General features: G+C 61.8%; 21 protein-coding genes and 1 pseudogene. 12 read left to right on the top strand and 10 right to left on the bottom strand.

What is annotated here, in order from left to right; translation table 11 throughout:
* Nucleotides 1–24: 24 nt before the first annotated feature.
* The 4 genes from NKH63_RS00280 to NKH63_RS00265 form a co-directional block, all read right to left on the bottom strand.
* The gene (locus tag NKH63_RS00280) at nt 25–600 is read right to left on the bottom strand and encodes a dihydrofolate reductase family protein (RefSeq protein ID WP_352481678.1); all 576 of its coding nucleotides are present in this window, start codon (nt 598–600) and stop codon (nt 25–27) included.
* Between the two features lie 101 nt (nt 601–701).
* Nucleotides 702–1,235, bottom strand: a complete 534-nt coding sequence (locus NKH63_RS00275; protein ID WP_352481679.1) for an SRPBCC family protein — start codon at nt 1,233–1,235, stop codon at nt 702–704.
* Nucleotides 1,232–1,621 (bottom strand): ArsR/SmtB family transcription factor, encoded by a 390-nt coding sequence (locus NKH63_RS00270; protein WP_352481715.1) that lies wholly within the window; start codon nt 1,619–1,621, stop codon nt 1,232–1,234. The genes NKH63_RS00275 and NKH63_RS00270 overlap by 4 nt, the downstream gene beginning before the upstream one ends.
* A gap of 145 nt (nt 1,622–1,766) precedes the next feature.
* Nucleotides 1,767–2,402: an ankyrin repeat domain-containing protein gene (locus NKH63_RS00265; RefSeq protein ID WP_352481680.1), complete on the bottom strand. Its 636-nt coding sequence runs from the start codon at nt 2,400–2,402 to the stop codon at nt 1,767–1,769.
* 229 nt (nt 2,403–2,631) lie between these two features.
* On the opposite strand from NKH63_RS00265, the gene NKH63_RS00260 reads away from it, so the two are divergent.
* Complete coding sequence (locus tag NKH63_RS00260; RefSeq protein WP_031195088.1) at nt 2,632–3,486, top strand: aldo/keto reductase; 855 nt, start codon at nt 2,632–2,634, stop codon at nt 3,484–3,486.
* A 120-nt stretch (nt 3,487–3,606) separates the two neighbouring features.
* Here NKH63_RS00260 and NKH63_RS00255 read toward each other — a convergent pair whose 3' ends face one another.
* Nucleotides 3,607–5,862 (bottom strand): alpha/beta fold hydrolase, encoded by a 2,256-nt coding sequence (locus NKH63_RS00255; protein WP_352481681.1) that lies wholly within the window; start codon nt 5,860–5,862, stop codon nt 3,607–3,609.
* Nucleotides 5,863–6,186: 324 nt separating this feature from the next.
* The gene (locus NKH63_RS00250) at nt 6,187–6,492 is read right to left on the bottom strand and encodes a hypothetical protein (RefSeq protein ID WP_023722367.1); all 306 of its coding nucleotides are present in this window, start codon (nt 6,490–6,492) and stop codon (nt 6,187–6,189) included.
* A gap of 236 nt (nt 6,493–6,728) precedes the next feature.
* Here NKH63_RS00250 and NKH63_RS00245 point away from each other — a divergent pair, with 236 nt between their 5' ends.
* The 9 genes from NKH63_RS00245 to NKH63_RS00205 all read left to right on the top strand — a co-directional run bounded on the left by NKH63_RS00245 (nt 6,729) and on the right by NKH63_RS00205 (nt 16,176).
* Nucleotides 6,729–8,021, top strand: coding sequence for an Nramp family divalent metal transporter (locus NKH63_RS00245; protein ID WP_023722368.1), 1,293 nt, complete (start codon nt 6,729–6,731; stop codon nt 8,019–8,021).
* A gap of 735 nt (nt 8,022–8,756) precedes the next feature.
* Complete coding sequence (msuE, locus tag NKH63_RS00240; protein WP_023722369.1) at nt 8,757–9,314, top strand: FMN reductase; 558 nt, start codon at nt 8,757–8,759, stop codon at nt 9,312–9,314.
* Between the two features lie 52 nt (nt 9,315–9,366).
* Nucleotides 9,367–10,731, top strand: coding sequence for an LLM class flavin-dependent oxidoreductase (locus tag NKH63_RS00235; RefSeq protein ID WP_352481683.1), 1,365 nt, complete (start codon nt 9,367–9,369; stop codon nt 10,729–10,731).
* A gap of 40 nt (nt 10,732–10,771) precedes the next feature.
* Nucleotides 10,772–11,620: an ABC transporter permease gene (locus tag NKH63_RS00230; protein WP_023722371.1), complete on the top strand. Its 849-nt coding sequence runs from the start codon at nt 10,772–10,774 to the stop codon at nt 11,618–11,620.
* A 60-nt stretch (nt 11,621–11,680) separates the two neighbouring features.
* Nucleotides 11,681–12,679, top strand: coding sequence for an ABC transporter substrate-binding protein (locus NKH63_RS00225; RefSeq protein WP_352481684.1), 999 nt, complete (start codon nt 11,681–11,683; stop codon nt 12,677–12,679).
* 32 nt (nt 12,680–12,711) lie between these two features.
* On the top strand, nt 12,712–13,473 hold the full coding sequence (locus NKH63_RS00220; protein WP_023722373.1) for an ABC transporter ATP-binding protein: 762 nt from the start codon (nt 12,712–12,714) through the stop codon (nt 13,471–13,473).
* Between the two features lie 174 nt (nt 13,474–13,647).
* A complete protein-coding gene (locus NKH63_RS00215; RefSeq protein ID WP_023722374.1) occupies nt 13,648–14,277 on the top strand; it encodes a BA14K family protein in 630 nt (209 codons plus the stop codon).
* A gap of 200 nt (nt 14,278–14,477) precedes the next feature.
* Nucleotides 14,478–15,677 carry an XRE family transcriptional regulator gene (locus NKH63_RS00210; protein WP_352481685.1) on the top strand — a complete coding sequence of 400 codons (1,200 nt, stop codon included), beginning with the start codon at nt 14,478–14,480 and terminating at the stop codon, nt 15,675–15,677.
* Nucleotides 15,670–16,176 (top strand): DUF4411 family protein, encoded by a 507-nt coding sequence (locus NKH63_RS00205; protein ID WP_352481686.1) that lies wholly within the window; start codon nt 15,670–15,672, stop codon nt 16,174–16,176. Before NKH63_RS00210 ends, NKH63_RS00205 begins: the two co-directional genes overlap by 8 nt.
* Nucleotides 16,177–16,296: 120 nt before the next feature.
* Here NKH63_RS00205 and NKH63_RS00200 read toward each other — a convergent pair whose 3' ends face one another.
* The gene (locus NKH63_RS00200; protein WP_352481687.1) at nt 16,297–17,187 is read right to left on the bottom strand and encodes an IS1595 family transposase; all 891 of its coding nucleotides are present in this window, start codon (nt 17,185–17,187) and stop codon (nt 16,297–16,299) included.
* A 108-nt stretch (nt 17,188–17,295) separates the two neighbouring features.
* On the opposite strand from NKH63_RS00200, the gene NKH63_RS00195 reads away from it, so the two are divergent.
* On the top strand, nt 17,296–17,625 hold the full coding sequence (locus NKH63_RS00195) for a DUF2934 domain-containing protein (RefSeq protein WP_023722375.1): 330 nt from the start codon (nt 17,296–17,298) through the stop codon (nt 17,623–17,625).
* 3 nt (nt 17,626–17,628) lie between these two features.
* Entirely contained in the window at nt 17,629–17,778 is a 150-nt protein-coding gene (locus NKH63_RS00190; protein ID WP_023722376.1) for a hypothetical protein, read from the top strand.
* A 326-nt stretch (nt 17,779–18,104) separates the two neighbouring features.
* On the opposite strand, the pseudogene NKH63_RS00185 reads toward NKH63_RS00190, so the two are convergent.
* The 3 genes and pseudogenes from NKH63_RS00185 to NKH63_RS00175 all read right to left on the bottom strand — a co-directional run.
* Nucleotides 18,105–18,259 (bottom strand): annotated as a pseudogene (locus NKH63_RS00185) (SOS response-associated peptidase); the annotation flags it as partial.
* Between the two features lie 111 nt (nt 18,260–18,370).
* Entirely contained in the window at nt 18,371–18,589 is a 219-nt protein-coding gene (locus NKH63_RS00180; RefSeq protein WP_051409764.1) for a hypothetical protein, read from the bottom strand.
* A 1,076-nt stretch (nt 18,590–19,665) separates the two neighbouring features.
* Complete coding sequence (locus tag NKH63_RS00175; RefSeq protein ID WP_502895814.1) at nt 19,666–21,450, bottom strand: ABC transporter ATP-binding protein; 1,785 nt, start codon at nt 21,448–21,450, stop codon at nt 19,666–19,668.
* Between the last annotated feature and the right edge of the window lie 5 nt (nt 21,451–21,455).

Raw genomic sequence — 21,455 nt, 5'->3', positions numbered from 1 at the left:
GAGGCCGATCGAACGCGACGCGCTTTAGCCAATCCCATAGACCAGCCCGACGCGACCGTCCGACAGCTGCTCAACCTTGCGCAGTTCGAGCCCACGACGATTCTTCGCCGTTCCAAACAGCGCCTTTCCTTCACCGGCGAGCAGCGGATAGACGATCAGCCTGAGTTCATCCACCAGCCCGGCATCGATAAGGCTCGCGGTAATTCGGGCGCCGCCCATAAGGTAGATGTCCTTGCCGGGCTGCTGTTTCAGCGCAGCGATATCCTCGAAATTCCGCACGAAGCGCGTCTTTGGCCAGGCCGCCGAAGTCATTGTGTTCGACAGCACATAATGCGGCGTCTGCGCGGCGAAGCGGGCCCATTCGAGCTCGGCCGGCTTCGGCAATTTGCCGGTCATCGGCAGCGGCTTGTCGGGCTCGTTCTGGATGGCGCTCCAGTAGCGCTCGTAGCCAGCATACATGACGCCGCCAAGCAGGCAGGCATCGATTTGCGGCGTCAGGCCGTATTCCTCAGACCACGCATCGACCCAATCAGCGTAACCCTCGGGTCCCTCCATCTTGCCGTCGACGGAAATTTTCATTCCAGTGATCAATTTACGCATGACTTCCTCCATCAGGCTTGCGGGATGCAAGCACGTTTCGTCGGATCATCGTTGCTTCGTGTGGCTGGCGGCGACCTCAGGGATGGCCGCCGCGAGTTACATCAGGCCGGCAGGCGGCGGTCGTATTCGTCCCGCAGGCGGCTCCAGTCGCCCCAGAACGAGGTCGGTGTCTTACCCGCCAGGCGGGCGGCCAGCAGGTCGAGGTGCACGTGCCAGCCGGCGGTGATGTTGAGCTGGATTGCACGTTCCGGCAGGCGCCGATGGACGACGGTGAGCAGCACATCGCTACCCTTCGCCTCCAGCAGGAAGGAGACGCCGCCGGTATTTCCCCAGGTGATGGAAAGCTTGCGCGGCGGATCGAGTTCGGTGATCCGGCCCTCCATCCGATGCTCTTCGGGGAAGCCCGCGGGGCGCTGGCCAGGCGGGTCGGTCAGCTCGTCGTTACGCCAGACGAACTCGAACGAGCTGCCGGCCTTCATTTCCATCTGGCCTGCGGCCATCCATTGCCGTCGCAAGTCACTCTCGGTGAGATAGGCCCAGACGCGCTCGATGGGGCCGGGCAAAAGGCGCTGGATGGTGAACGTGGCGGGCTCGGTCAGCTCGCCATAGGCGCCGATGGTTCTCATCTGGTTCATTGCTCGTCTCCTTCTTTCGGATTGGGCGATTTCCTGGGCTCATCCTGGGCTTTGCGTGCGTCCTCTTCGCGAAGAAGGCGTTCGAGAACATCGAGACGACCGGTCCAGAAGCGCTCGTAGAAGCTGAGCCACTGATGGGCGCTGGCCAGCGGTCCAGGGGCTAGTCGGCACAGATGCGTGCGGCCCCTCACCTCTCGACGAATAAGCCCTGCGTTCTCCAGCGCCTTGATGTGCTTGGAGGCGGCCGCGAGCGACATCACGAAGGGTTCCGCCAGCTGGCTTACCGTTTTCTCGCCATCGGCGAGATCGCGAAGCATGTGCCGGCGGGTGGCGTCGCCAAGGGCGTGAAAAACCGCGTCCATCTGGGATGTCTCTAATTCAACCATGTAGTTTAATATAGGCGCACGCTTTGAGATAGTCAACCGTTTGGTTGAATAATTTATGTGAAGCGCTGCGGGGCTGTTTGCGCCATCGAGCGCGTCGACGTGACGGGAGATACGGACGCGCCCCGCGACAGTAAGGGCGAGGCCCTTATTTGCCTTCGAAGAAAGCGTGGATCGCGGCTTCCAGCTTTTCGATAAGCTGAGGGTTGTGGCAGCTGCCAGCCCAGATCAGGGCGTTTAGCCTCATCTCCTTGTTGATAAAGCTCACCTTCCCAGAATCCAGCAGGTATTCCGCGATCTCGTAGTGCCGCCCTTTGATCGCCTCGATGAGCGCGTTGTTTCTCCCCGTCTTGTCGGTCAGATTTACTTCCGCGCCATTCTGCACGAGCAACTTGACGACTTCCAGATGCCCGTTCTTCGCCGCCTCGATAAGAGCCGTTCTGCCGTAGTAGTCAGCTCGCGCGTTGATCTCTATTTGGGGGTGTCTCACGAGGACTGAGATACACGCGTAATGTCCCTTGGCCGACGCAAGACTCAAGGGCGTGCTCTTCCACTTGTTTCTGGAATTCACGTCGATTTCCGGGTCTTCGATCAGCGCCTCCACCACAGCTGTGCGGTCATTGAGGGCTGAAAGGTGAAGTGCAGACCAGCCGCCGTCGTCCGACTGATTGATATCGGCGCCAGCCGCCAATTCCGATCGAACCGCCTCCGCATCGCCTTTTTCTGCCGCGATCAGCAGGTGAGACCAGTCTCTTGCCCCTTCGGCTTCCAAGCTGTTGGTCAACGCAGTCGCCTCCTCGGATAGTCGGCAGAATACCACATTATCGGCAATAGTGGCGGCTCCTGTACTCGAGTCCAATGGGTCAAAAGCTGGAACGCTGTCGGCCCGAACGGACATCGAGATCAGCGCTTCACGTCCGTCTCCTCACATTCTCCTGATATCGACTGGCTTTGCCGGCCATCCGGACTAGATAGAGCCTGCGCCGGGCGGAACGATGCAGAAGGACCTGAACATGCCTGAACAGATTACCCTGAATAGACCTGAACAGATCAGATTGAACGACGGCTCCGCCATTCCGCAAATCGGCCTCGGCGTGTGGCAGGTCGATCCAGCCATCACCGCCAAGGTAGTGCGCTGGGGAATCGAGGCCGGCTACAGACTGATCGACACCGCCGAAGGCTATCAGAACGAGGAAGGTGTCGGGCAGGCAATCCGCTCGGCCGGCGTGCCGAGAAGCGAGTTGTTCATCACCTCGAAACTGCGCAACGGCGCGCATCAGCGCGACGCCGCCTTGCGCGCCTTCGACGAGACGATGAGCAAGCTCGGCATCGAGCAGATCGACCTGTTCCTGATCCACTGGCCGGTGCCCAGCCAGGACAGATATGTCGAAGCCTGGAAGACGCTGGTCGAACTCAGGCAATCAGGCCGGATCAAGTCGATCGGCGTTTCGAACTTCAACCAGGACCATCTCGAACGGATCATCGGCGAGACCGGTGTCACGCCGACCGTCAACCAGATCGAGCTCCACCCCCGCTTCCAGCAGCGTGACAAACGCGAATTTCATGACAGGCACAACATCCGCATCGAAAGCTGGAGCCCGCTGGGCAGCGGCCGGCTGTTGAACGATCCGACGCTTGAAAGCATTGCCAGGAAACACGGCAAGTCGCTGGCGCAGACGATCGTCAGGTGGCATCTTCAGGAAGGGCTGATCGTTATTCCAAAGTCGATCCACCAGGACCGCATCGCCGCCAATTTCGATGTCTTCGATTTCGAGCTGGAAGCGAAGGACCTCGAGCTCATTCGGGGCATGGATTCGCCCGACGGCCGCTCCGGCCCGAACCCCGCTACAGCCGCATTCCTGTTCTGAGGGCCGACAGTGAAGCTGCCGATCTCCCCCCTTGTGGGGGAGATGTCCGGCAGGACAGAGGGGGGCGCTGTCCCGCCGGCCTATTGAACTCTCCGGCTCATATCCCAACCCAGCGGGACCTCAGGCAGCCGGTTCACTGACGGAAAAAAGCTGCAGGCTGCCGGGAACACCTGCAAGCTCCATCTCGCCATGCTCTTCAAAAGCCAGGCCGGAACCGGCCACGAGATCACGAACCGTGCGCGACGCGATGATCTCGCCCGGTCCGGCAACGTCGAGCAGATGTGATGCCAGTTGAATTGCAACACCGGTGAAGTCGTCTCCGCGCCTTTCGCATTCGCCAATATGGACTGCCGCGCGAACCTGAAGGTCTAACCTCTTCATTCGACGACGGACCGCGATTGCACATTGGATCGCCCGCGTTGGTCGCAGAAATACCGCGAGAAACCCGTTTCCGGTGCGGCTGATTTCCTGACCGTTAGCAAGATGCAATTCGTTGCGTATCTCGTCGTCGTGTCGCTGCATCAGATCGCGCCGCGCCCGGTCGCTAGCGTTGACGGGAGCCGGCGGCAACCCGACGATTTCCATGTGCAGCACCGTCACAAGCACGCGCTCGCTCGACGTTGCCGGCAGCGAGCCGGTGACAAAAGCCTGGATCTCGTCGACCAAACGATCGGAATTCTCCCCCCAGATTACGTGATCACGGCCGGCAAGCTCAATGTATCTGGCGCCTTCGATATGCGTTGCCAGGTAGCGCCCCTCTTCCGGTTTTACCCAGCGGTCGCCCGCCGTCTGCACGATCAGTGTCGGGACGTGAACGGTTGGGAGAAGGGCGCGAACATCGATTTCAGTGCCCCAGCGCCAGAGCGCGACCGCGTCGGCAGGCGAGGCTGAATTCCTAAGATAGGCGGCGAACCATTCTCTCTCGAAACTGTCGTTCATCAGGCTGGGCGCGGCGTTGCTCATGTCCGCCGGCTCCCCCCACTGTCTCTCGACGGCGGTCAGATCTTCTTCTACCTGCTCGCTTGTCCTTGCCCATGGATAATCCGGCGACCATCGGCCGCTGGCATAGGTTCCGTTGAGCACGACAGCCGCTGTTCGTTCGGGATAGGTCGCCGCGAAAAGCATGCACATGGGCCCCCCTTCGGAGCTGCCGAACAGAACCGTTCGCTTTGATCCGACCGCATCCAACACCGCTCGCATGTCTTCCATCCGCTCTTCCAGCGTTGGCAAACCAACATTGCGATCGGACAGTCCGGTGCCTCGCTTGTCCATACGGATCAGGCGGGCAAAGGAACCGAGACGCTGGAGCATATGCGCCAGCCGCGGCGATGACCAGGCAAGGTCGAGATTGGAGACCCACCCAGGCACATAGATCAGGTCGACCGGCCCGTCGCCGGTTACCTGATAGGCGATGTTGATTCCGGCCGATTTGACATAGTGGGTCGCGGGGCGCATCGGCTCGGCCCGGGACGCCGGCCGCTCACCTGTTCGGGCTGCCGACGTTGGCGGTGTCTGGGAAGGCGACACCGAGGCGGCTATCCGGGTAGCGGCTTGCGGCGTCACGCGGCGCGTCCGCAGGTCATCATAGAGTTGCCGGGTCTCCGGCTCGGGCTGCAAGCGGAGCTGCAGTTGCAGCACATCACGGCAGCGCTCATACTGTTTCAGCGCGAGGTTAAAGCGGCCCTGGGCGGCATAGGTCCGCATCAGGGCTCGGTGGATATCCTCCCGTAAGGGCTCCAAAGCCAGCAGGCGCACCGCCGCCCGCAGGCATGATGGAAGATCATTCGTTGCCGAATAGTGCGCGACGAGCTTCTCCAGCACGATGGTTGCGATTGCCCTCAATCGCTCGCGCTCCACTCTGAGCCAATCTTCGAACGGCTCCTCCTTCAGGCCGAACCCGTCCAGGAGGTCGCCACGATAGACGACGAGCGCTTGCTCGAGTTGCTCCGGGTCGGAGCCGGCGGCCAGCGACTCGAACCGCGCGACGTCGAAATCAAGATCGTCGAGATTGAGCGTAATGCTGTCGCCGTCGCTCAGAAACCTTTCGCCATCGGATGCGCCCATTCCTTTCCTTATGGCGGATAGGGCCTGTCGAAGGTTCATTCGGGCCTGGGTTTGGCTGTTGCCGCCCCACAAAAGCGCGGCGAGCTTCTCGCGCGATTGGGAGTGTCCGGATTGCAGGGCGAGATAAGCCAGCATGGCGCGAGCCTTGCGGCTGAAAACCGGGGCCACCGCTCCTCCGGCAAAGTCAAAGCCGCCTAACAGACAGAGATGAGGGTGCGCCATCGGATCCGCCACAGCCACAGCTTCTTTGCGATCCTTTCCTGTACTTGCCTCTATTTCAACCGTCATTTCGCCCGGCCTGGTGTTTTTCACGAATCCTTCACGCTGGCTCCACCGCGTTTCTCACGACGCAGGGAAGACAAGTGTCGGGAGACTGGTATCTCAGGAGGACGCTGTGCTACCCCCGACGGAATGGCCCATCTGGCATGATGATTCAAGGCAGGACCCGCAGCCGCGCGGCGGGCCACTGCGCCACGACATTGCGCTCGCGCGCTATCTTGAGAACCAGCGGGCCCGCCGGGCGTCAATGATCCAGGGGTTCGATTTCCGGACCGCCGCGGTCAGCTTGCGCGCACTTTTGGCGAATGCGGGTGGCCGTGGACATCGGCTCTTGGAGGTCCTGGGCATTCGGCCCTTTCATATCCCCGAGCCATCCACCAGCGGCACATCTTCGCCTTCCCACGGGCTCGGCATTGAGCCTTTGCTGAGATTGGCCGACGGCAGCGGCATCCAGCACTTCAGTTCGGGTTCGGCATATTCGACGATGCGTCCTGGAGACGAATCGGAAGCGCGCCAGCCTTCGCTGCCGAACTGATCGGCGCGGGCCCAGTAAGCCATGTCGACCTCGGCCGGCCCCTGTTCGGAAGGCCGAACCGTGACAAGGATTCTGCTGCCGTCCCTTGGCGCGCTCGACATGTGGCGCCACTGATCGGGCTCGTCCATTGCACTTCCTCCTGCGATCTTCGCCTCGCGCGGATAGTCGCTTCGCGTTCGGAAGCGGTCAACCCGAACTTTTTTGCCTGAGGCAAAATCCCTGCCCCGTCGTCGAGGAACAAGTCATGGCGCGCCGGGTTTGGGCAAGTTGTTGAAGGAAGCAAAATGAGACCAGCGCGCCGACCGATCGTTAGCATTGTTGCATGGCAGGCCGCGCCCTTCGTTCCCAACCCGGTCCGATCGCAATGAGGCAGGCCGGTTCCGATCGTTCCACCCCACCGGAGGAGGGTAAAGGCGGCATAGGCCGCGCGCTCGGCCTCGGCCTGATAACAGGGGCGGCCGACGACGATTGTTCCGCGATAGGCACCTATGCCAGCGCCGGCGCCCGTTTCGGACCCGACCTGCTTTGGACGGCTCCGGTGACGTTGCCGATGATGTACGCGGTCGTCTACCTGTCGTCGAAGCTCGGCCAGGTATCGGGGCGCGGATTGTTCCACGTCATCAAGGACTTTTACCCGCGGTGGCTGCTCTGGTCGGTGCTTTTGGGTGTGCTCGTCGGCAACACCATCGAGGCAGCGGCGGATCTCGGTGGAATGGCCGCGGCGATCAACATATTCGTGCCGCTTCCCATTCCGCTGATCGTGCTGTTCGTCGCCGCCCTCATCTTCGCCCTCCAGGTCTTCGGCTCCTATACTTTGATCCGCAACATCTTTCGCTGGCTGGCGCTGGCGCTGCTCGCCTATGTCGGTGCCGCCATTCTGGCCAAGCCGGACGCCGCGGCGGTGCTGCGCGGGACGCTGCTCCCCAGGATCGAATTCAACCGTGAGTTCCTGTCGATCCTGGTCGCCATCATCGGCACGACGCTGTCCGCCTATCTCTACACGTGGCAGTCCAATGAGGAGGTCGAGGAGGAGATTGCCCAGGGGCGGACAACGCTCAGGGAAAGGAAGGGCGCCACCGACAGCGAACTCCGTCGCTCTCGCCGGGACATCCTCATCGGCATGATGTTTTCAAATCTCATCATGTATTTCATCATCCTGTCGACGGGTGCTACGCTCTACAAGGCGGGCCACCACGATATCGACACGGCCGCGCAGGCGGCGGAGGCGCTGCGGCCGCTCGCCGGCCAGGCCGCAAGCGTTCTGTTCGCCGCAGGCGTGATTGGCGTCGGTTTCCTCGCGGTTCCTGTCATGACCACCGGCGCTGCCTATGATGTGGCGCAAGCCATCGGCTGGAAAAACAGCCTGCACGCCCGGGCTCGAGAGGCGCCCAAATTTTATCTCGCCATCGGATTTTTTACCGCGATCGCCGCCGGCCTCAACTTCCTTGGCTTCAATCCGATGAAGGCGCTGGTCTGGTCCGGCATCGTTCAAGGCTTCTCGACGCCGCCCTTGCTGCTGCTCATCATGCTGATGACGAACAACCGCAGGATCATGGGCGACCAGGTGAACAGCCGCAGCACCAACATACTCGGTTGGGCAACGACCGCCGCTATTTTCTCGGCGACGATCGGCCTGGTGGCAACCTGGTTCATGTGATCAGGCGGAAGCAAAGGGATGCCGCCGGTTGGATTACTCGTTCCCGCTTGCGGATTGTCCCAACTTTGCCGGTCTTGGAAATTCCACAACGTCGCCCGTGGGCCGCTTGTATTGTGCCGCGACAATTGCATCGATCAGGAGATCCAGAGCCGCACGAGCCGTGCGGCTCGTCTCGTCCTCGCCGCTCAAATAATGGCAGGCTCGTTCGAGGTGGAGGTGTGCGGCGGCAAAGTCGCTTGTCATAGGCTTCTCCTTGTTGCCCGCCGGCCGGCAAGATGACCGCCTCGATTTACCCAAAAGCAAATATCCACAGCCGGATTTGAATCAAATTGGCCTGACTCACCACATGCCGCGGACCCCACGCCAGCACCTTGGCCTGTGCCCGCGCCGCGTCCTCTCCGAGGGCCGCTAGGCCATCCAGGATCGTGGCATCAGGACATGGTTCCCCGACGTCGCGCCGGAGCGCCCGAGGGCGACTTGCCTGATATGTCCGGCCGGCTGTTCATGCGCTCTGTCCGACGCGCTACGCTATCGCGGCTGCAGGCGCTGCAGCGATCTTTCAGCGCGGTACGGCGCGTTGAATGAACCAATTGCGGGCGATGTGCAGCAAACTCAGTTCGCTCATCGCCCTGCTTTTGAAATTTTCTCGCTCTTTTAATTCTACAAAATCTCTAGACTTAAAATAGATCGCTAGACCCAAGATCTTAAAATAGAGCGCTTGAGAGGGAGCCAGGAATGTCGAAAAAGCTCGTGGTGGGGCTGTCGGGCAACTTGACCCGGCCATCGAAGACCAAGGCGTTCGTCAGCCACATTGTCGGACAGGCCGCCGAAAGCATTGGCGCGGCCTCGGCCGTCTTCGACATCGAGGATCTCGGCGCGTCCCTGCCGCAGGCGAGGCGCCTCGGCGACCTCGACCCGGCGGCGCGCAACATCGTCGAACGGCTGCTAGGCGCCGACATCCTGGTGGCCGGCTCGCCGACTTTCAAAGGCAGCTATACCGGGCTTTTCAAGCATTTCTTCGACCTGCTCGATCCGTCATCGCTGAGGGGCAAGCCCGTCATCCTCGCCGCGACCGGCGGCGGCGAGCGCCATTCGCTGATCGTCGAGCACCAGCTGCGGCCGCTGTTCGGCTTCTTCGAGGCGCTGACCGTGCCGACCGCGATCTACGCCTCCGACAAGGACTTTGCCAATGGCGTGCTGGTGTCGGACGCGATCCATGCCCGCGCCCGGCAGGCGGTCGCCGAGGCATGCCGGGTAACCGGAGTGCCCTATCGCGTCGGCCTTGCCGCCTGAACGCACTACTGACCCGAGATCCCCTCCCCGACCAATCCAGGAGCACGCCGCGATGACCAGATCCAAGAAATCCAGGCAGATCAAACTGGGCGCTTTCCTGCCCGGCGGCGGACAGCATATCGCCGCCTGGCGTCACCCCGAGGCGCCGGCCGACGGTGCCACCAATTTCGAGTTCCACAAGCAGCTTGCCCTGACCGCCGAGCGCGGCCTGTTCGACGCCTATTTCCTCGCCGACAATCTGACGGTCGGGCTCGGCGCCCGCGAAGGCGGCAATGCCAAGATCGCCGGCTTCGAGCCAGTGACGCTGTTTGCAGCGCTGGCGCCGCTCACCACGCATCTCGGCTTCATCGCCACCGCCTCGACCACCTACGAGGAGCCCTACACGCTCGCCCGCAAATTCGCCTCGCTCGATCATCTGTCGAATGGCCGCGCCGGCTGGAACGTCGTCACCTCGGCCGGCGACGAAACCGCGCGCAATTTCAATCGTGATACCCAGCCTGCCCACGCCGAGCGCTATACCCGCGCGCATGAGCATGTCGAGACGGTCAAGGCGCTGTGGGACAGCTGGGAGGACGATGCCTTCATCCGCGACAAGAAATCGGGGCGCTTCTACGACAAGGACAAGCTCCACGACATCGACCACAAGGGCGCGCATTTCAGCGTCAAGGGTCCGCTCAACGTGCCGCGCCCTGTGCAGGGGCACCCGGTGGTGGTGCAGGCGGGGCAATCGGAGGACGGCCGCAAGCTCGCCGCCCACTCGGCGGAAGTCATCTTCACCGCCCATCAGAACCTGGCGTCGGCGCAGGAATTCTACCGCGACATCAAGGCCCGCGTGGCGGCCGTCGGCCGCGATCCCGAGCAGGTGCTGATCATGCCCGGCGTAGCACCCTTCGTCGGCCGTACCGAAGAAGAAGCGCGCGCCAAATACCAGCAGCTGAACGATCTCATCCTGCCCGAAGACGGCGTCGCCCTGCTCAACGGGCTGGCAGGCCAGACGCTCGACATCAGGGGCTATCCGCTCGACGGCCCGCTGCCGCCGAGCAAGGAAACCGAAGGCATGAAGAGCCGCCAGGCGCTGATCCGCCAGATTGCCGACGAGCACAACTTCACCATCCGCCAGCTCTACCAATGGGTGGCGACGGCCCGCGGCCATTACACCGTCATCGGCAGCGCAGTGCAGGTCGCCGACCAGTTGGAGGAATGGTTCGGCAACGAAGCCGCCGACGGCTTCAACATCCTGCCGCCCTGGCTGCCCGGCGGGCTCGACGACTTCGTCGAGCTGGTGATCCCCGAACTGCAGCGCCGCGGCCTGTTCCGCACCGCCTATGAAGGCAGGACGCTGCGCGAGAACCTCGGCCTCAGGCGGCCTGAAAACCCGTGGACCGCCGCCCGCTCGGCCGTGCTGGCCGCCGAATAATCCCGAGAAGCCCACTACCCTCGAAGCGAGAGGCAAGACGATGACCTTGCAGCACATCGAACAGGCCGCCAGCCTCGGCACGCGTGACGGCACGACAAGCCTGGGCACGGACTTCCTGCGCCTCGGCGGCCGGGCAGGCATCCGCTTCCTGTCGCGCTACGGCGCCCTCATCGCTTTCCTCGCAATCTGGCAAGTGTCGAGCAGCGCCGGGTGGGTCAACACGGCCGTGCTGCCGCCGATCGACATGATTGTCGCGGCACTTTGGAAGGGGTTGGCCGGCGGCACTCTGCTCGGTGACATCGCCATCAGCCTGCAGCGCGCCGGTCTCGCCTTCGCGGCCGCCGTGCTGGTCGCCATCCCGCTTGGCCTGTTCATGGGCCAGGTGCGCGCGGTCGAGACCGCGCTCGATCCCATCCTGCAGGTCTTCCGCCAGACCTCGGCGCTGGCGCTCTATCCCGTATTCATCCTGCTGCTTGGGCTCGGCGAAGCCTCCAAGGTGTTCGTCATCTTCTGGGCGACGCTGTTCCCGCTGCTGCTCAACACCATCGGCGGCGTCAAGCAGGTCGATCCGAAACTGCTGGAGATGGCCCGCGTCTATGGCGCCAGGCAGCTCACCGTCTTCCGCCGCGTCGTGCTGCCCGGTGCCGTGCCCTCGATCTTCGTTGGGCTGAGGCTCAGCGCCACCACGGCGCTGCTGCTGTTGATCGCCTCCGAAATGATCGGCGCCAATAAGGGCATCGGCTTCCAGGTGATGAACGCGCAGTACAATTTCCAGATCCCGCTGATGTTTGCGGCAATCGTCATCCTCGCCGGCCTCGGCCTGATCGCCAACCAGGCGCTGGTCAGCCTGCAGCGGCGGCTCTGCCGCTGGAGCAATGCCGTCGACTGACCACCCCTTCGCCATCTCCCAACCAGGCCAAGCCAGGCCAGAACCAAGGAAGACCGGACCATGAAAATCACTCGCCGTTCCCTGCTTGCCGGCGCGCCCTTTGCCGCCGGCCTTCTCGCCGCCGGCCTGCCGCGCCTCGCCTTTGCCGAAGCGGCACCCGTCAAGTTCCGCTCCCTCGCCAGCCGCGGCAGCATCTCTCCGCATGAGCTTGCCGGCGAGCTCGGCTATTTCAAAGGCCTCGGTATCGAGGTCGAGAATGTCGGCTATTCCGGCGGCGGCCCGGAATCGCTGTTTGCGCTGGCCTCCGGGAGCGTCGATATCGGCTCGGCCGCAACCGCCGCCGTGATCAATTCGATTTCCGGTGGCAACGACTTCGTCGCCGTCTATCCGAGCAACGGCATCAACGGCAAGGTGCGAAGCGTCTTCTACGTGCTCGACGACAGCCCGATCAAATCGATCGCTGACATTGCCGGCAAGACCATCGCCGTCAACACGCTCGGCGCCCATCTCGACTACACGGTGCGCGAGGCGCTGCACAGCGTCGGCCTGTCGCCGGACGCCGCCAATCTCGTCGTCGTGCCCGGACCGCAACTCGAACAGACCTTGCGCTCCCGCCAGGTCGACATCGCGGCGCTCGGCTACTGGCAGGCGACCTTTGCCGGCGCGCTGGTCGACAATGGCGGCGTGCGTGGCGTGTTCAACGACACCGACGTGCTGGGCGAACTGGCCGGCGGCTTCGTCGTGCTCAGGCGCGACTTCATCGCCGCGCATCCCGACGCCGCCCGCAATTTCGTCGAGCAATCGGCGCGCGCCTCCGACTGGTCGCTGCAGAACCCCGACGAAGCGCGCAAGGTGCTCGCGACAATCCTCGACAAGCGCGGCGAAAACGGCGAGCTGGCGCGCTACTGGACCGGCTTCGGGCTGCGCCAGGGGGCCAAGGCGACGGACCGCGACATCGACTTCTGGGTCAGCGTGCTCGAGCGCGACGGTCGCCTGCCAAAGGGTAAGCTGAAGGCAACAGACATCCTCTACCGGCCCGGCGAAACCAAGACCAACTGACAAGGCCAACCGGCAGTTGGGAGACGAGCGCGATGAGCAGCACAAGCGGCGGTGAGGTCAGCATACGCGACCTGTCCAAATCGTTCAGCATCGGCGGGCGCTCGCTTGCCGTGCTGAGGACCCTCAACCTCGACATCCGCTCGGGCGAATGCCTGGTCATCGTCGGCGCCAGCGGATCTGGCAAGACCACGCTGCTGCGCATTCTTGCCGGGCTGGAGGCCGCCGACAGCGGCGGCGTCGCCATCGACGGCAAGCCGGTGCACGGCGTCGGCGCCGAGCGCGCGGTGATCTTCCAGGAACCGCGCCTGCTGCCCTGGCTGACCGTGCTCGGCAATGTCGCCTTCGGCCTCGAAGTGCGCGGCGTGCCGAAGGCCGAGGCCGAGGAACGGGCGCGCTTCTATATCGCGCTCGTCGGCCTCGCCGAATTCGGCGATGCTTTCCCGAGGCAGCTGTCGGGCGGCATGGCGCAGCGCGTCGGCATCGCCCGCGCCTTGACCGTGCAGCCCGAAATCCTGCTGCTCGACGAGCCGCTGGGCGCGCTTGACGCGATGACCAAGATCGGCATGCAGGAGGAACTGGCGCGCATTTGGAGCGAGGAGAACGTCACCATGGTGATGGTGACGCACGACCTCGAGGAAGCGATCTACCTGGCCGACAGGGTGCTGATCCTGCCCAAGGAGAAAGGCGGCGCGGCGCGGCTGATCGACATCGACCTGCCCCGCCCGCGCGAGCGCAGCGAAAGCCGCTTCGTACGCTACCGCGAAGAACTGCTGCGCGAATTCGGCCTGCACTGAAAGGCCCCCTACGCGATCTTGGGTTCCTCGCCCCGCAAAGCGGGGAGAGGTGGCTCGGCGAAGCCGAGACGGAGAGGGGTCTTCCTTTTTTGAAATCCTCTCCCCCCGCGCTCTTTCCTGGAACCGGATTCCCCGCCCCCGCATTTCCTTAACCGGGAGGCGAAGGAGCGCGGCATGAAAGCTTTGTTCGCAATCTTTGGCGGCTTCGTCCTGACGCTCGCCGTATTCGCCAGCGGCCTCGCATTCGCCACCTGGCTATTGATAGCCAAGCCGGTGCGGCCGCCCGCCCCGGTCTCCAGCGTCGCCGAACTGTGGGCCAAGGATCCGCGCCCGGTAAACCCGGCCTCGCAGCGCCTCGAGCGCCTCCCGGCCCGCCCGGTTCCCGTTCGCACCTCGGAAGTTGATCGCAGCTCGAAACCCGCCGACACCGCCGCAGCTTCGACACCCGACACCACCGGCTCCATCAAGCCGGCGGTGGAAGAGCAGCAGACGCTGCCCGCCGCCCATGTCGAATGGTGCGCCAGCCGCTACCGCTCCTACAGGCCAGGCGACAACCGCTACACATCCTACAGCGGCCAACAGCGCCCCTGCATATCGCCCTATCTCGACGCCGCCGATGACGGCAGCTACGTCGAGGCGAGCGATACGTCGTCAGTGGAGGGCTACCCGCCACCGGATGAACCCGGCGGCGCCGAGTTCTCATCCGACCACGTCCAATACTGCTTCAGCCGCTACCGCTCGTACCGGCCGGAGGACAACAGCTATCAACCGTATTCCGGCGGGCCACGTCGGCAGTGCGAGTAGGCTGGCGCGCCGGATGGCGGGCTAGCGGACCGAAGGGCATGGTGTCTTGTGCGATCCCACCCTCGAGCGGCTAACCAACGATCACGCAAATTTTTTGGGCATTATCCCCTTGAGACACGTATAGGCGGCCGTTAATGAATTCCGTTCACCTTGTCAAGAAAGCGGTGGCTTTCAGGATGCGGGGTTTCTAGAGTCTCAATATGGTTACGGCAGCAAAACGGGAGATTCCATACAATCCGCGTGTCATGAGATGGGCGCGGGAGCGGGTAAGCATTGGCGTTGAAGACGCGGCTCGCCGCCTGCATGTGCCGCCAGAGAAGGTTATTGCGTGGGAGCACGATGGGAGACCGGACGCGCCGACCGTTAGGCAGGCGCGAGCCCTTGCGGATATGTATGGACGACCGTTTCTTGAATTCTTCGCAAGAGAAATACCAGCTATCCAGCAACCGAAACTGGCTCCCGATTTTCGCTTTCATAGAATTCCGCCGACTTCGTCTGAAGCCGCTGCCCTTGTCGAACTGCAGACTTGGGCAGAAGAGATTAGGCTGAATGCCTTCGATCTCCTCGACCTAATCGGAGAGCCGCCAACTCCATTTCCATCTGACCTGTATTGCAGCATCGAGGAAGACGTTGACAAGGCAGCGGCGCGAGTCCGCGAACGGATCGCGTTCCCCATTGAGAGACAGACGAGCCTTCGATCTCAGAAGGATCGAGATGGCTTTCCTGCGGTCCTTAGACGAAAGCTGGAAGAGATTGGAATTCTTGTCCTCAAACAAAGCGGGCTAAGCCGTGTCCGAACACGAGGGATATGTCTCTATAGCGAGACCTTCCCAATCATCGTTTTTGGCAACGAGTCGCCGGGCGGCACAGCATTTACGCTAGTACATGAGTTTGCCCATATCCTGCTAAGACAAAGTGCTCTCAGCAGCTACCCACGCTTTGGAAATGGATCCTCGCTCAAGAAAGTAGAAGGGTGGTGCAATCGCTTTGCGGCTGCCTTTCTCATGCCAGCAGATTCGGTGACCGCCTTCATGGGAAGCTTCCCGGAAGGGTCCCAATCAATAGCGGACGCGCAACTGGCATCGGTCTCAGCGCGATACGCTGTCAGCCCGCACGCGGCCCTCATACGTCTTGTCAATCTTGGCTATGTGCAGCCATCGTTTTACTGGCGGGTGAAAAGACCTCAATTTGTGAAGCAGGAAGAGGAATATGAGGGCTTTGGAAGGCCCAAATATTACGGCTCTCGCTATCGCAGCTCCAAGGGCGATCTCTACACGGGGCTTGTCCTTGAAGCATGGAACACCGGGCGGATCACGAACCACAACGCCGCCGAGTTTATGGGGATTAGGAACCTAGATCACCTCAACGACATCCGGGCGAACTGGATGTCGAATGACTGACTATTGCTTGGACACATCCGGCATCAGCAATCCGTGGGAGGCTCTGCCCGGCGATATCTATGAGGGTCTGTGGGATCGGGTCCAAAACCTCATAAGGGACGGCGTGTTTTGCTGCACGCCGGAAATCTATGATGAAATGCTGGCGATCAAGGGCACGCTTGGTTCCTGTGTCAAAGACCATGGCCATTGCCTAATCAGGGAAATAGGCAATGGCGATTGGAACTGGGAAGCGTACCTGGAACACGCTGAACGGATGAGGGTCGATCATAAGTCCGTAATTTCCGAGTACAACGGGAACCGAAAAGGGACGGTCGGCCTTAACGACATATCCATCATCGCTCTTGCCAAGACGCTGGCACTTCCGGTGATAAGCATGGAAAAGGCGAACGTTTTCCAGCCAAGCGCAAACAAGCGCCGCATTCCGGACGTGTGCAGTCTTGAGAAGGTGCAGCATATGGACTTCAACGATTTGCTCCGCTCGAAAGGAATCAAGATATGACCCTGTCTTTGGCCGCAGCAATCCGCGAAGACCGATTGGAGGAGTTTATACGCCAAGCCGAGGCGGCAGGAATCGGCCCAATTCAGGAGGCCGCTTTTTTAGGGGCGGCCTCCAAAGTCATCAAACACGAGACACGATCAGATCGAGCATCGCGTTCTGCATCACGCGATGGTTCGACCGGAAAGTGAATTCCGCAAGGTAGCGGTCCATGTACTTCGCCGACACGTGAATGTGGGTCGAGCGAACCGAATTCTTGAACAGGTTCCAGAAGCTTTCGACATGGTTTGTCGAGTGGAATTCGCCAGTGGCGTTGTGGAACGTAGACCACACCTTGTCGCCATGCATCACGGTGCCATGCTTGTACCCGTCACCCTCTAGTAACCCATAGGACATGAGTTCGTCGGTCGAGACGACAGAGCCCTTCTCAACGTTGCGCAGGGTCACGCCACGAAGCGTAGCCATCTTCACGTTCGGAATGACTTCGGTGCGAATATCGCCGTCGCGTTCCTTCATGCCCATGACAATGGTCTTGCCAGCCGCGCCGCGGCCACGTTTGCCGGGGCGATAACCACCGACATAGGTTTCATCCATTTCGACGTGGCCTTTCAGCATGTCGAAATCCTCGGTCGAGCCGATCAGTTCACGGATTTTCATCCCCATCCGCCATGCGGTCTTATAGGTCACGCCAAGCTGGCGCTGAAGCTCTTTTCCCGAAACGCCGTGGCGTGTCGTGACGAACAGATATATCGCATAGAACCACGATTGCAGCGGCGTACGGGTATCTTCGAACACCGTTCCAGCGGTCGGGTAAACATGGTCTCCGCAATGCGAACAAGCGAAGGCGCGGCGGTCGGTCATGCGGTGGAATGTCGAAAGGTTGAGGCACTTCCGGCAAGGGTGCCTCATGCCGTAGCGCACGTCCATTATGTGCTGCAGGCAAGCTTCGTCATCCGGGAACCGGGCGAAGAAATTGCGAACTGAGAACTGCGGTGACTTGCTCGGGTTTTCCATGACCCTTTGTACGAAATGACTGTACTTGTGTCAAGGGGATAATGCCCAATTTTTTTGGATCGTTCGGATCGGCGCGGCGTTCATCCGACAGGCAAAGGAGGAATTAAGATGGGCGACGAACGGGACGACAAGATTCGTGAGCGCGCATACCAGATCTGGGAACGCGAAGGCGGGATCCATGGCGATCCCGAGCGGCACTGGCACCGGGCTGAGGCCGAGATCGACAGGGAGGCAGCCCTGCCGCTGACGGCAGGCGATGCCCTGCCGGAAACCCGCGAGTTCGCGAGTTCCGACGTCTTGACGGTGGAGGCCCTGGCGGTGCGCACCGGCATATCGGGCGAACAGGCACAGGAGCTGATCGACAGGCTGGGCAACGACCGGGCGGCGATCGAACAAGCCGCGCGCAACCTCAAGGGGAAGCAGCGGCTCGGGGAGTGACAGATGATCAGAAAACTCAAAGACGGAAAATACCGCCTCTATTCGCGCAAGAAGGACGAAAAGACCGGCAAGCGCCGCAATCTCGGGACGTTTGACAGCCGCGAGGCTGCGGAGAAGCACGAACGTGAGGTGCAGTATTTCAAGAAGCATTGAGGCGGCGTTGGGCGTGTTGTCGCTTGCCAGGCAGCCGCGCCGGATGCCTGACGGAACCTGAGCCTGCGAAGACGGCGGCCACGCATCTCTGCGCCGGACAGTTTACGAGAACATGGTGCGTCCAGAAGCAGGTAACGACGCCCATCGCGGTCGCCCGCGGATTTTAGCACGGTATGCAAATTGTTCAGAACCGTACCTGATGCACCTCGCGCAAGCGGCATAAACCTTTCAGTGACGAAGCGTTCGCTTGCAATGTGGGCGATGCCTCCACTAGTTTCTGGTCAAATTGAACAAAACGGGAACAAAAATGTCACGGGCGAATTGAATTCGCGTTCGCCGTCCGGCGTGTTGCGCACCACAGGGCCTGGCTGGTTGGGATAGATGTCGATGGAGGGTTCGAGATTGCCGAGGATATCCCGCAAGGCGCGGGTCCACTGGCGAATGGCCTCCTGCTGGTCGTGATATTGTAAAGATTGCACATTTCAGGCCGTTCCCGGATGTTAGGCATCTTGTTGGAAACGGCCCGGAATTTCCAGCGCTGTCCGTTAGGTTGCTGACACGGCAGGCCGTGTCAGCAATGGCTTTGTGAGACCTACCGCGCCGATTGTCTCATAGCTTGTGCGGCGACTGCCGCCAGAAAAGCCCTCGCCGCGGCATCGCAGGCCGCTCGAGACGGGCCCTTGGCGAAAAGAAGAAGCTCGGCGGCTCGAATGTTGAGCCCGTGCTTCCTTGCGAATGTGGCTAGATCGTAAGGCTTGTTGTCGTAAGGCACGTCGTCGTAGTCGATCGTCAGATCGTAGTTTTCTTTCATTTTCTTCCTCCCGTTAGCGATCTTCCCCCTCCTGTCGCTAACGCAAAATTAACGTCGATGGCGTCGGGCGAGTCCACCAATCAGAGATTGTGTAAAAAACGTACGAGCTCGGATGCTCGCCATCGCCACGGCGCCGCGAGCAATCGCCGCGAGCCGGACCGCTCGAAAGAGCCGATTATGGGGGCACGTTGGAAAAGGCAGCCACGGCCTGGTGCCACGGGGTGTCCGCGACCCTACCGTGCCTAATGGCCGTCATTTTCATCTTCCTGGCCCGGTCCGCAAAGCCGGCCTCGTTGGGTCAGCTAAAGAATAAATCCGGCTAATAACACCGTAAGGAGCAGTGACAGCGGAACAGCCGCAAGACACCAGATCTCCAACGTGTTGTTTTGCAGCGGGTCCATCGTCAGCCTCACTTTTTGGTTCGTCATTGTGACACTAACGGTTGGTCGGAGGTAGCGGTTCCAAGCGACGCTGTTCATAGAGCGCTGCCTGTGCTGCATATTAGCAACAGCTTGACGACCGCTGAGCCCGTACCGCTTGGAGAACTTCACTTGGCGCCGGTGGATGGGCATTCCGCAGGAATGCAAGCGCCCCTCCATCAGGCGTGCGGGGATCGATCGCCGCCTATGATCAGCGCCGAGCCATGCCCCGGAACCCAATGGCTGCGTCGACCTCCGGCCGAAGTTTCGCTACCACCGAGCAGACCCGATGTTCACTCCAGCCAGCGATGCCCGTTTATAGGACCTAAGTCTGACCTGCCTGCGCAATGGTCTCGTGTACGGCCGGCGCCGGGAACAACTGCGCCCGTCTTCAGTTGATGGCGTCACCTCCTCGAGGAGAGATCGGCGCAGAATCAGTCCCTTCAGCGCTGATTAGGGTCCGCCTGCCATTGATGGATTTGGCAGGCGGACCCTTGGTTCTGTACGCTCCAGATCGAAAGCGGGTAAGCTCGGGATCACTCATCATCCCAGAAATCCTGCAGAGAGGCATGGCGGAGGGCTCCTCGCCCTGAGATGCTTGACCTGGCTTGACATCCGAGACGACCTCCCAGCGCGCGCACGCAGCGGAGGGCGCCCTCAGCCCTCCAGCGCCTCGTGCTGGTAAAGCTCGTCCATGCTGAGCGTCGCGAGCGCCGCGAAGGGCGCCTGCTTTTTCACGCGGCCGTGGCTCAGGATCACCACGTCGTCGCAGAACGAGATGGTGCTGCGATGGTGGCTGATGACGATGGTGGTGCGGCGGCCGGCGCGCGACTTCAGCGTCTCGACGATCGCCGCTTCCGACAGCCCGTCCACCGCATTGGTGGCTTCGTCGAGGATGAGGATATCGGGATCGCGCACCAGGGCTCTGGCCAGCGCGATCCGCTGCCGCTGTCCCGCCGAGAGGTTGACGCCGCGGTAGCCGACGACGGTCCTGTAGCCTTGCGGCAGTTGCTCGATGAAGCCATGCGCTTCGGCCAGTTTTGCCGCGCGCTCGGCGTCATCGGCCGAGGCCGCGTCCTGGCCGTAGATAATGTTGTCGAAAATCGTGCCGTCGACCAGCTCCAGCTCCTGGCTGGCGAGCGCGATGTGCTTTCGCCATTGGCTGGGGTCGATGCGGTCCAGAGGCGATCCATCGACGAGGATCCTGCCGCTATCCGGTTCGACGAAGCGGCACAGGAGATTGACGATCGTCGTCTTGCCGGCGCCAGAGCGGCCGATCAGCGCGGTCGAGCGGCCGCTGCGGATGTCGAAATTCGCCGCATGCAGCACCACCGCGCGCTGTTCCGAACCAGAATAGGTAAAGGTGACGTCCTCGAACTTGATGCCTTGGCTGAGCCCGGGGAACGCCGCGTCACCTTGCGGCGGCTCGGGCTTACCGGATGGGTCCAGCATCCACGTCACCTCTTCAAGCGATCCGCTCAGGCCCTGCAACTGGCTCCAGGCCATTTGCAGCGACCGCATGTAGGGCTGCAGCCTGTAGAGCAGGATGACGAAGGCGACGATCAGCGGGAAGCTGACATTGGCGAACCAGGCGCCGATCACCACCGCCAGGAACAGCATGGCGTGCAGAACCTCGGTCAGCGGCGGCAACGCTCCCTGACGCGTCAAAAGCACGAACGCCGCCCGGCGCACTGCATCCGATGCCTGGTCGAATGCCGCCTTCTCGCGTTGCTCCTGGCCGAAGATGCGGATCAGCCGTCCGGCATGCACCAGATGCAGCATCTGTGATGCGAGCTGGCTGTTGCGGGAGGCGACGCTGCGGCTCGGCGCCTTCAGATTGGCCGACAGCATGGCGTGCGCGACCTGGACCAGCGCCAGTCCCAGCGTGACCAGCAGCGTCATCTGCCACGACAAAAGCAGCAGGAAGGTCAGGAGGATGATTGCGGCCGACGCGTTGACGATTGCCCCCAGCGTAATCTGGATGGCATCCGAGGCCCGCCAGGATTCGTTGGAGATGATGTTGAGCAGCCGTCCGGGGCTTTGCTGCAGGAAGAACGGGTAGCCCACCCGCAGCAGCTGCTCCGACAGCGCGCTGCGGATCGAATGGCTCGCCTTGCCATAGATGAAGGTGGTCAGCAGCGTGTTGGCGTAGGCGAACAGGTTCTTCAGCACGATCGAGCCGAGGATGGCGACCGATATGACGATCAGCCGGTCGCGCTCGCTCAGGCTCGATCCGACATGCTGGAAGACGGCGGAGAAGCCGGCCATGCCGGTCTGCCCCTGCCCCATGATTATGTTCAGCAACGGGATGATCAGGCCGATGCCGAACCCCTCAAGCGCCGCACTGAGCAGCCCGAGCACCACCACGGCCGGAAGCAGGCGCAACTGCTTTTGCCCGAGCGCGCGGCGCAGCATCGGCAGGCTGGGCGGCATCAGGCGCATGATTG

It is taken from the genome of Mesorhizobium sp. M0960, assembly GCF_040319055.1.
In the GTDB taxonomy this organism is placed as follows: Bacteria; Pseudomonadota; Alphaproteobacteria; order Rhizobiales; family Rhizobiaceae; genus Mesorhizobium.
Note: the sequence above shows the minus strand (reverse complement) of the source record. Positions and strands in the feature narration are given on the sequence as shown.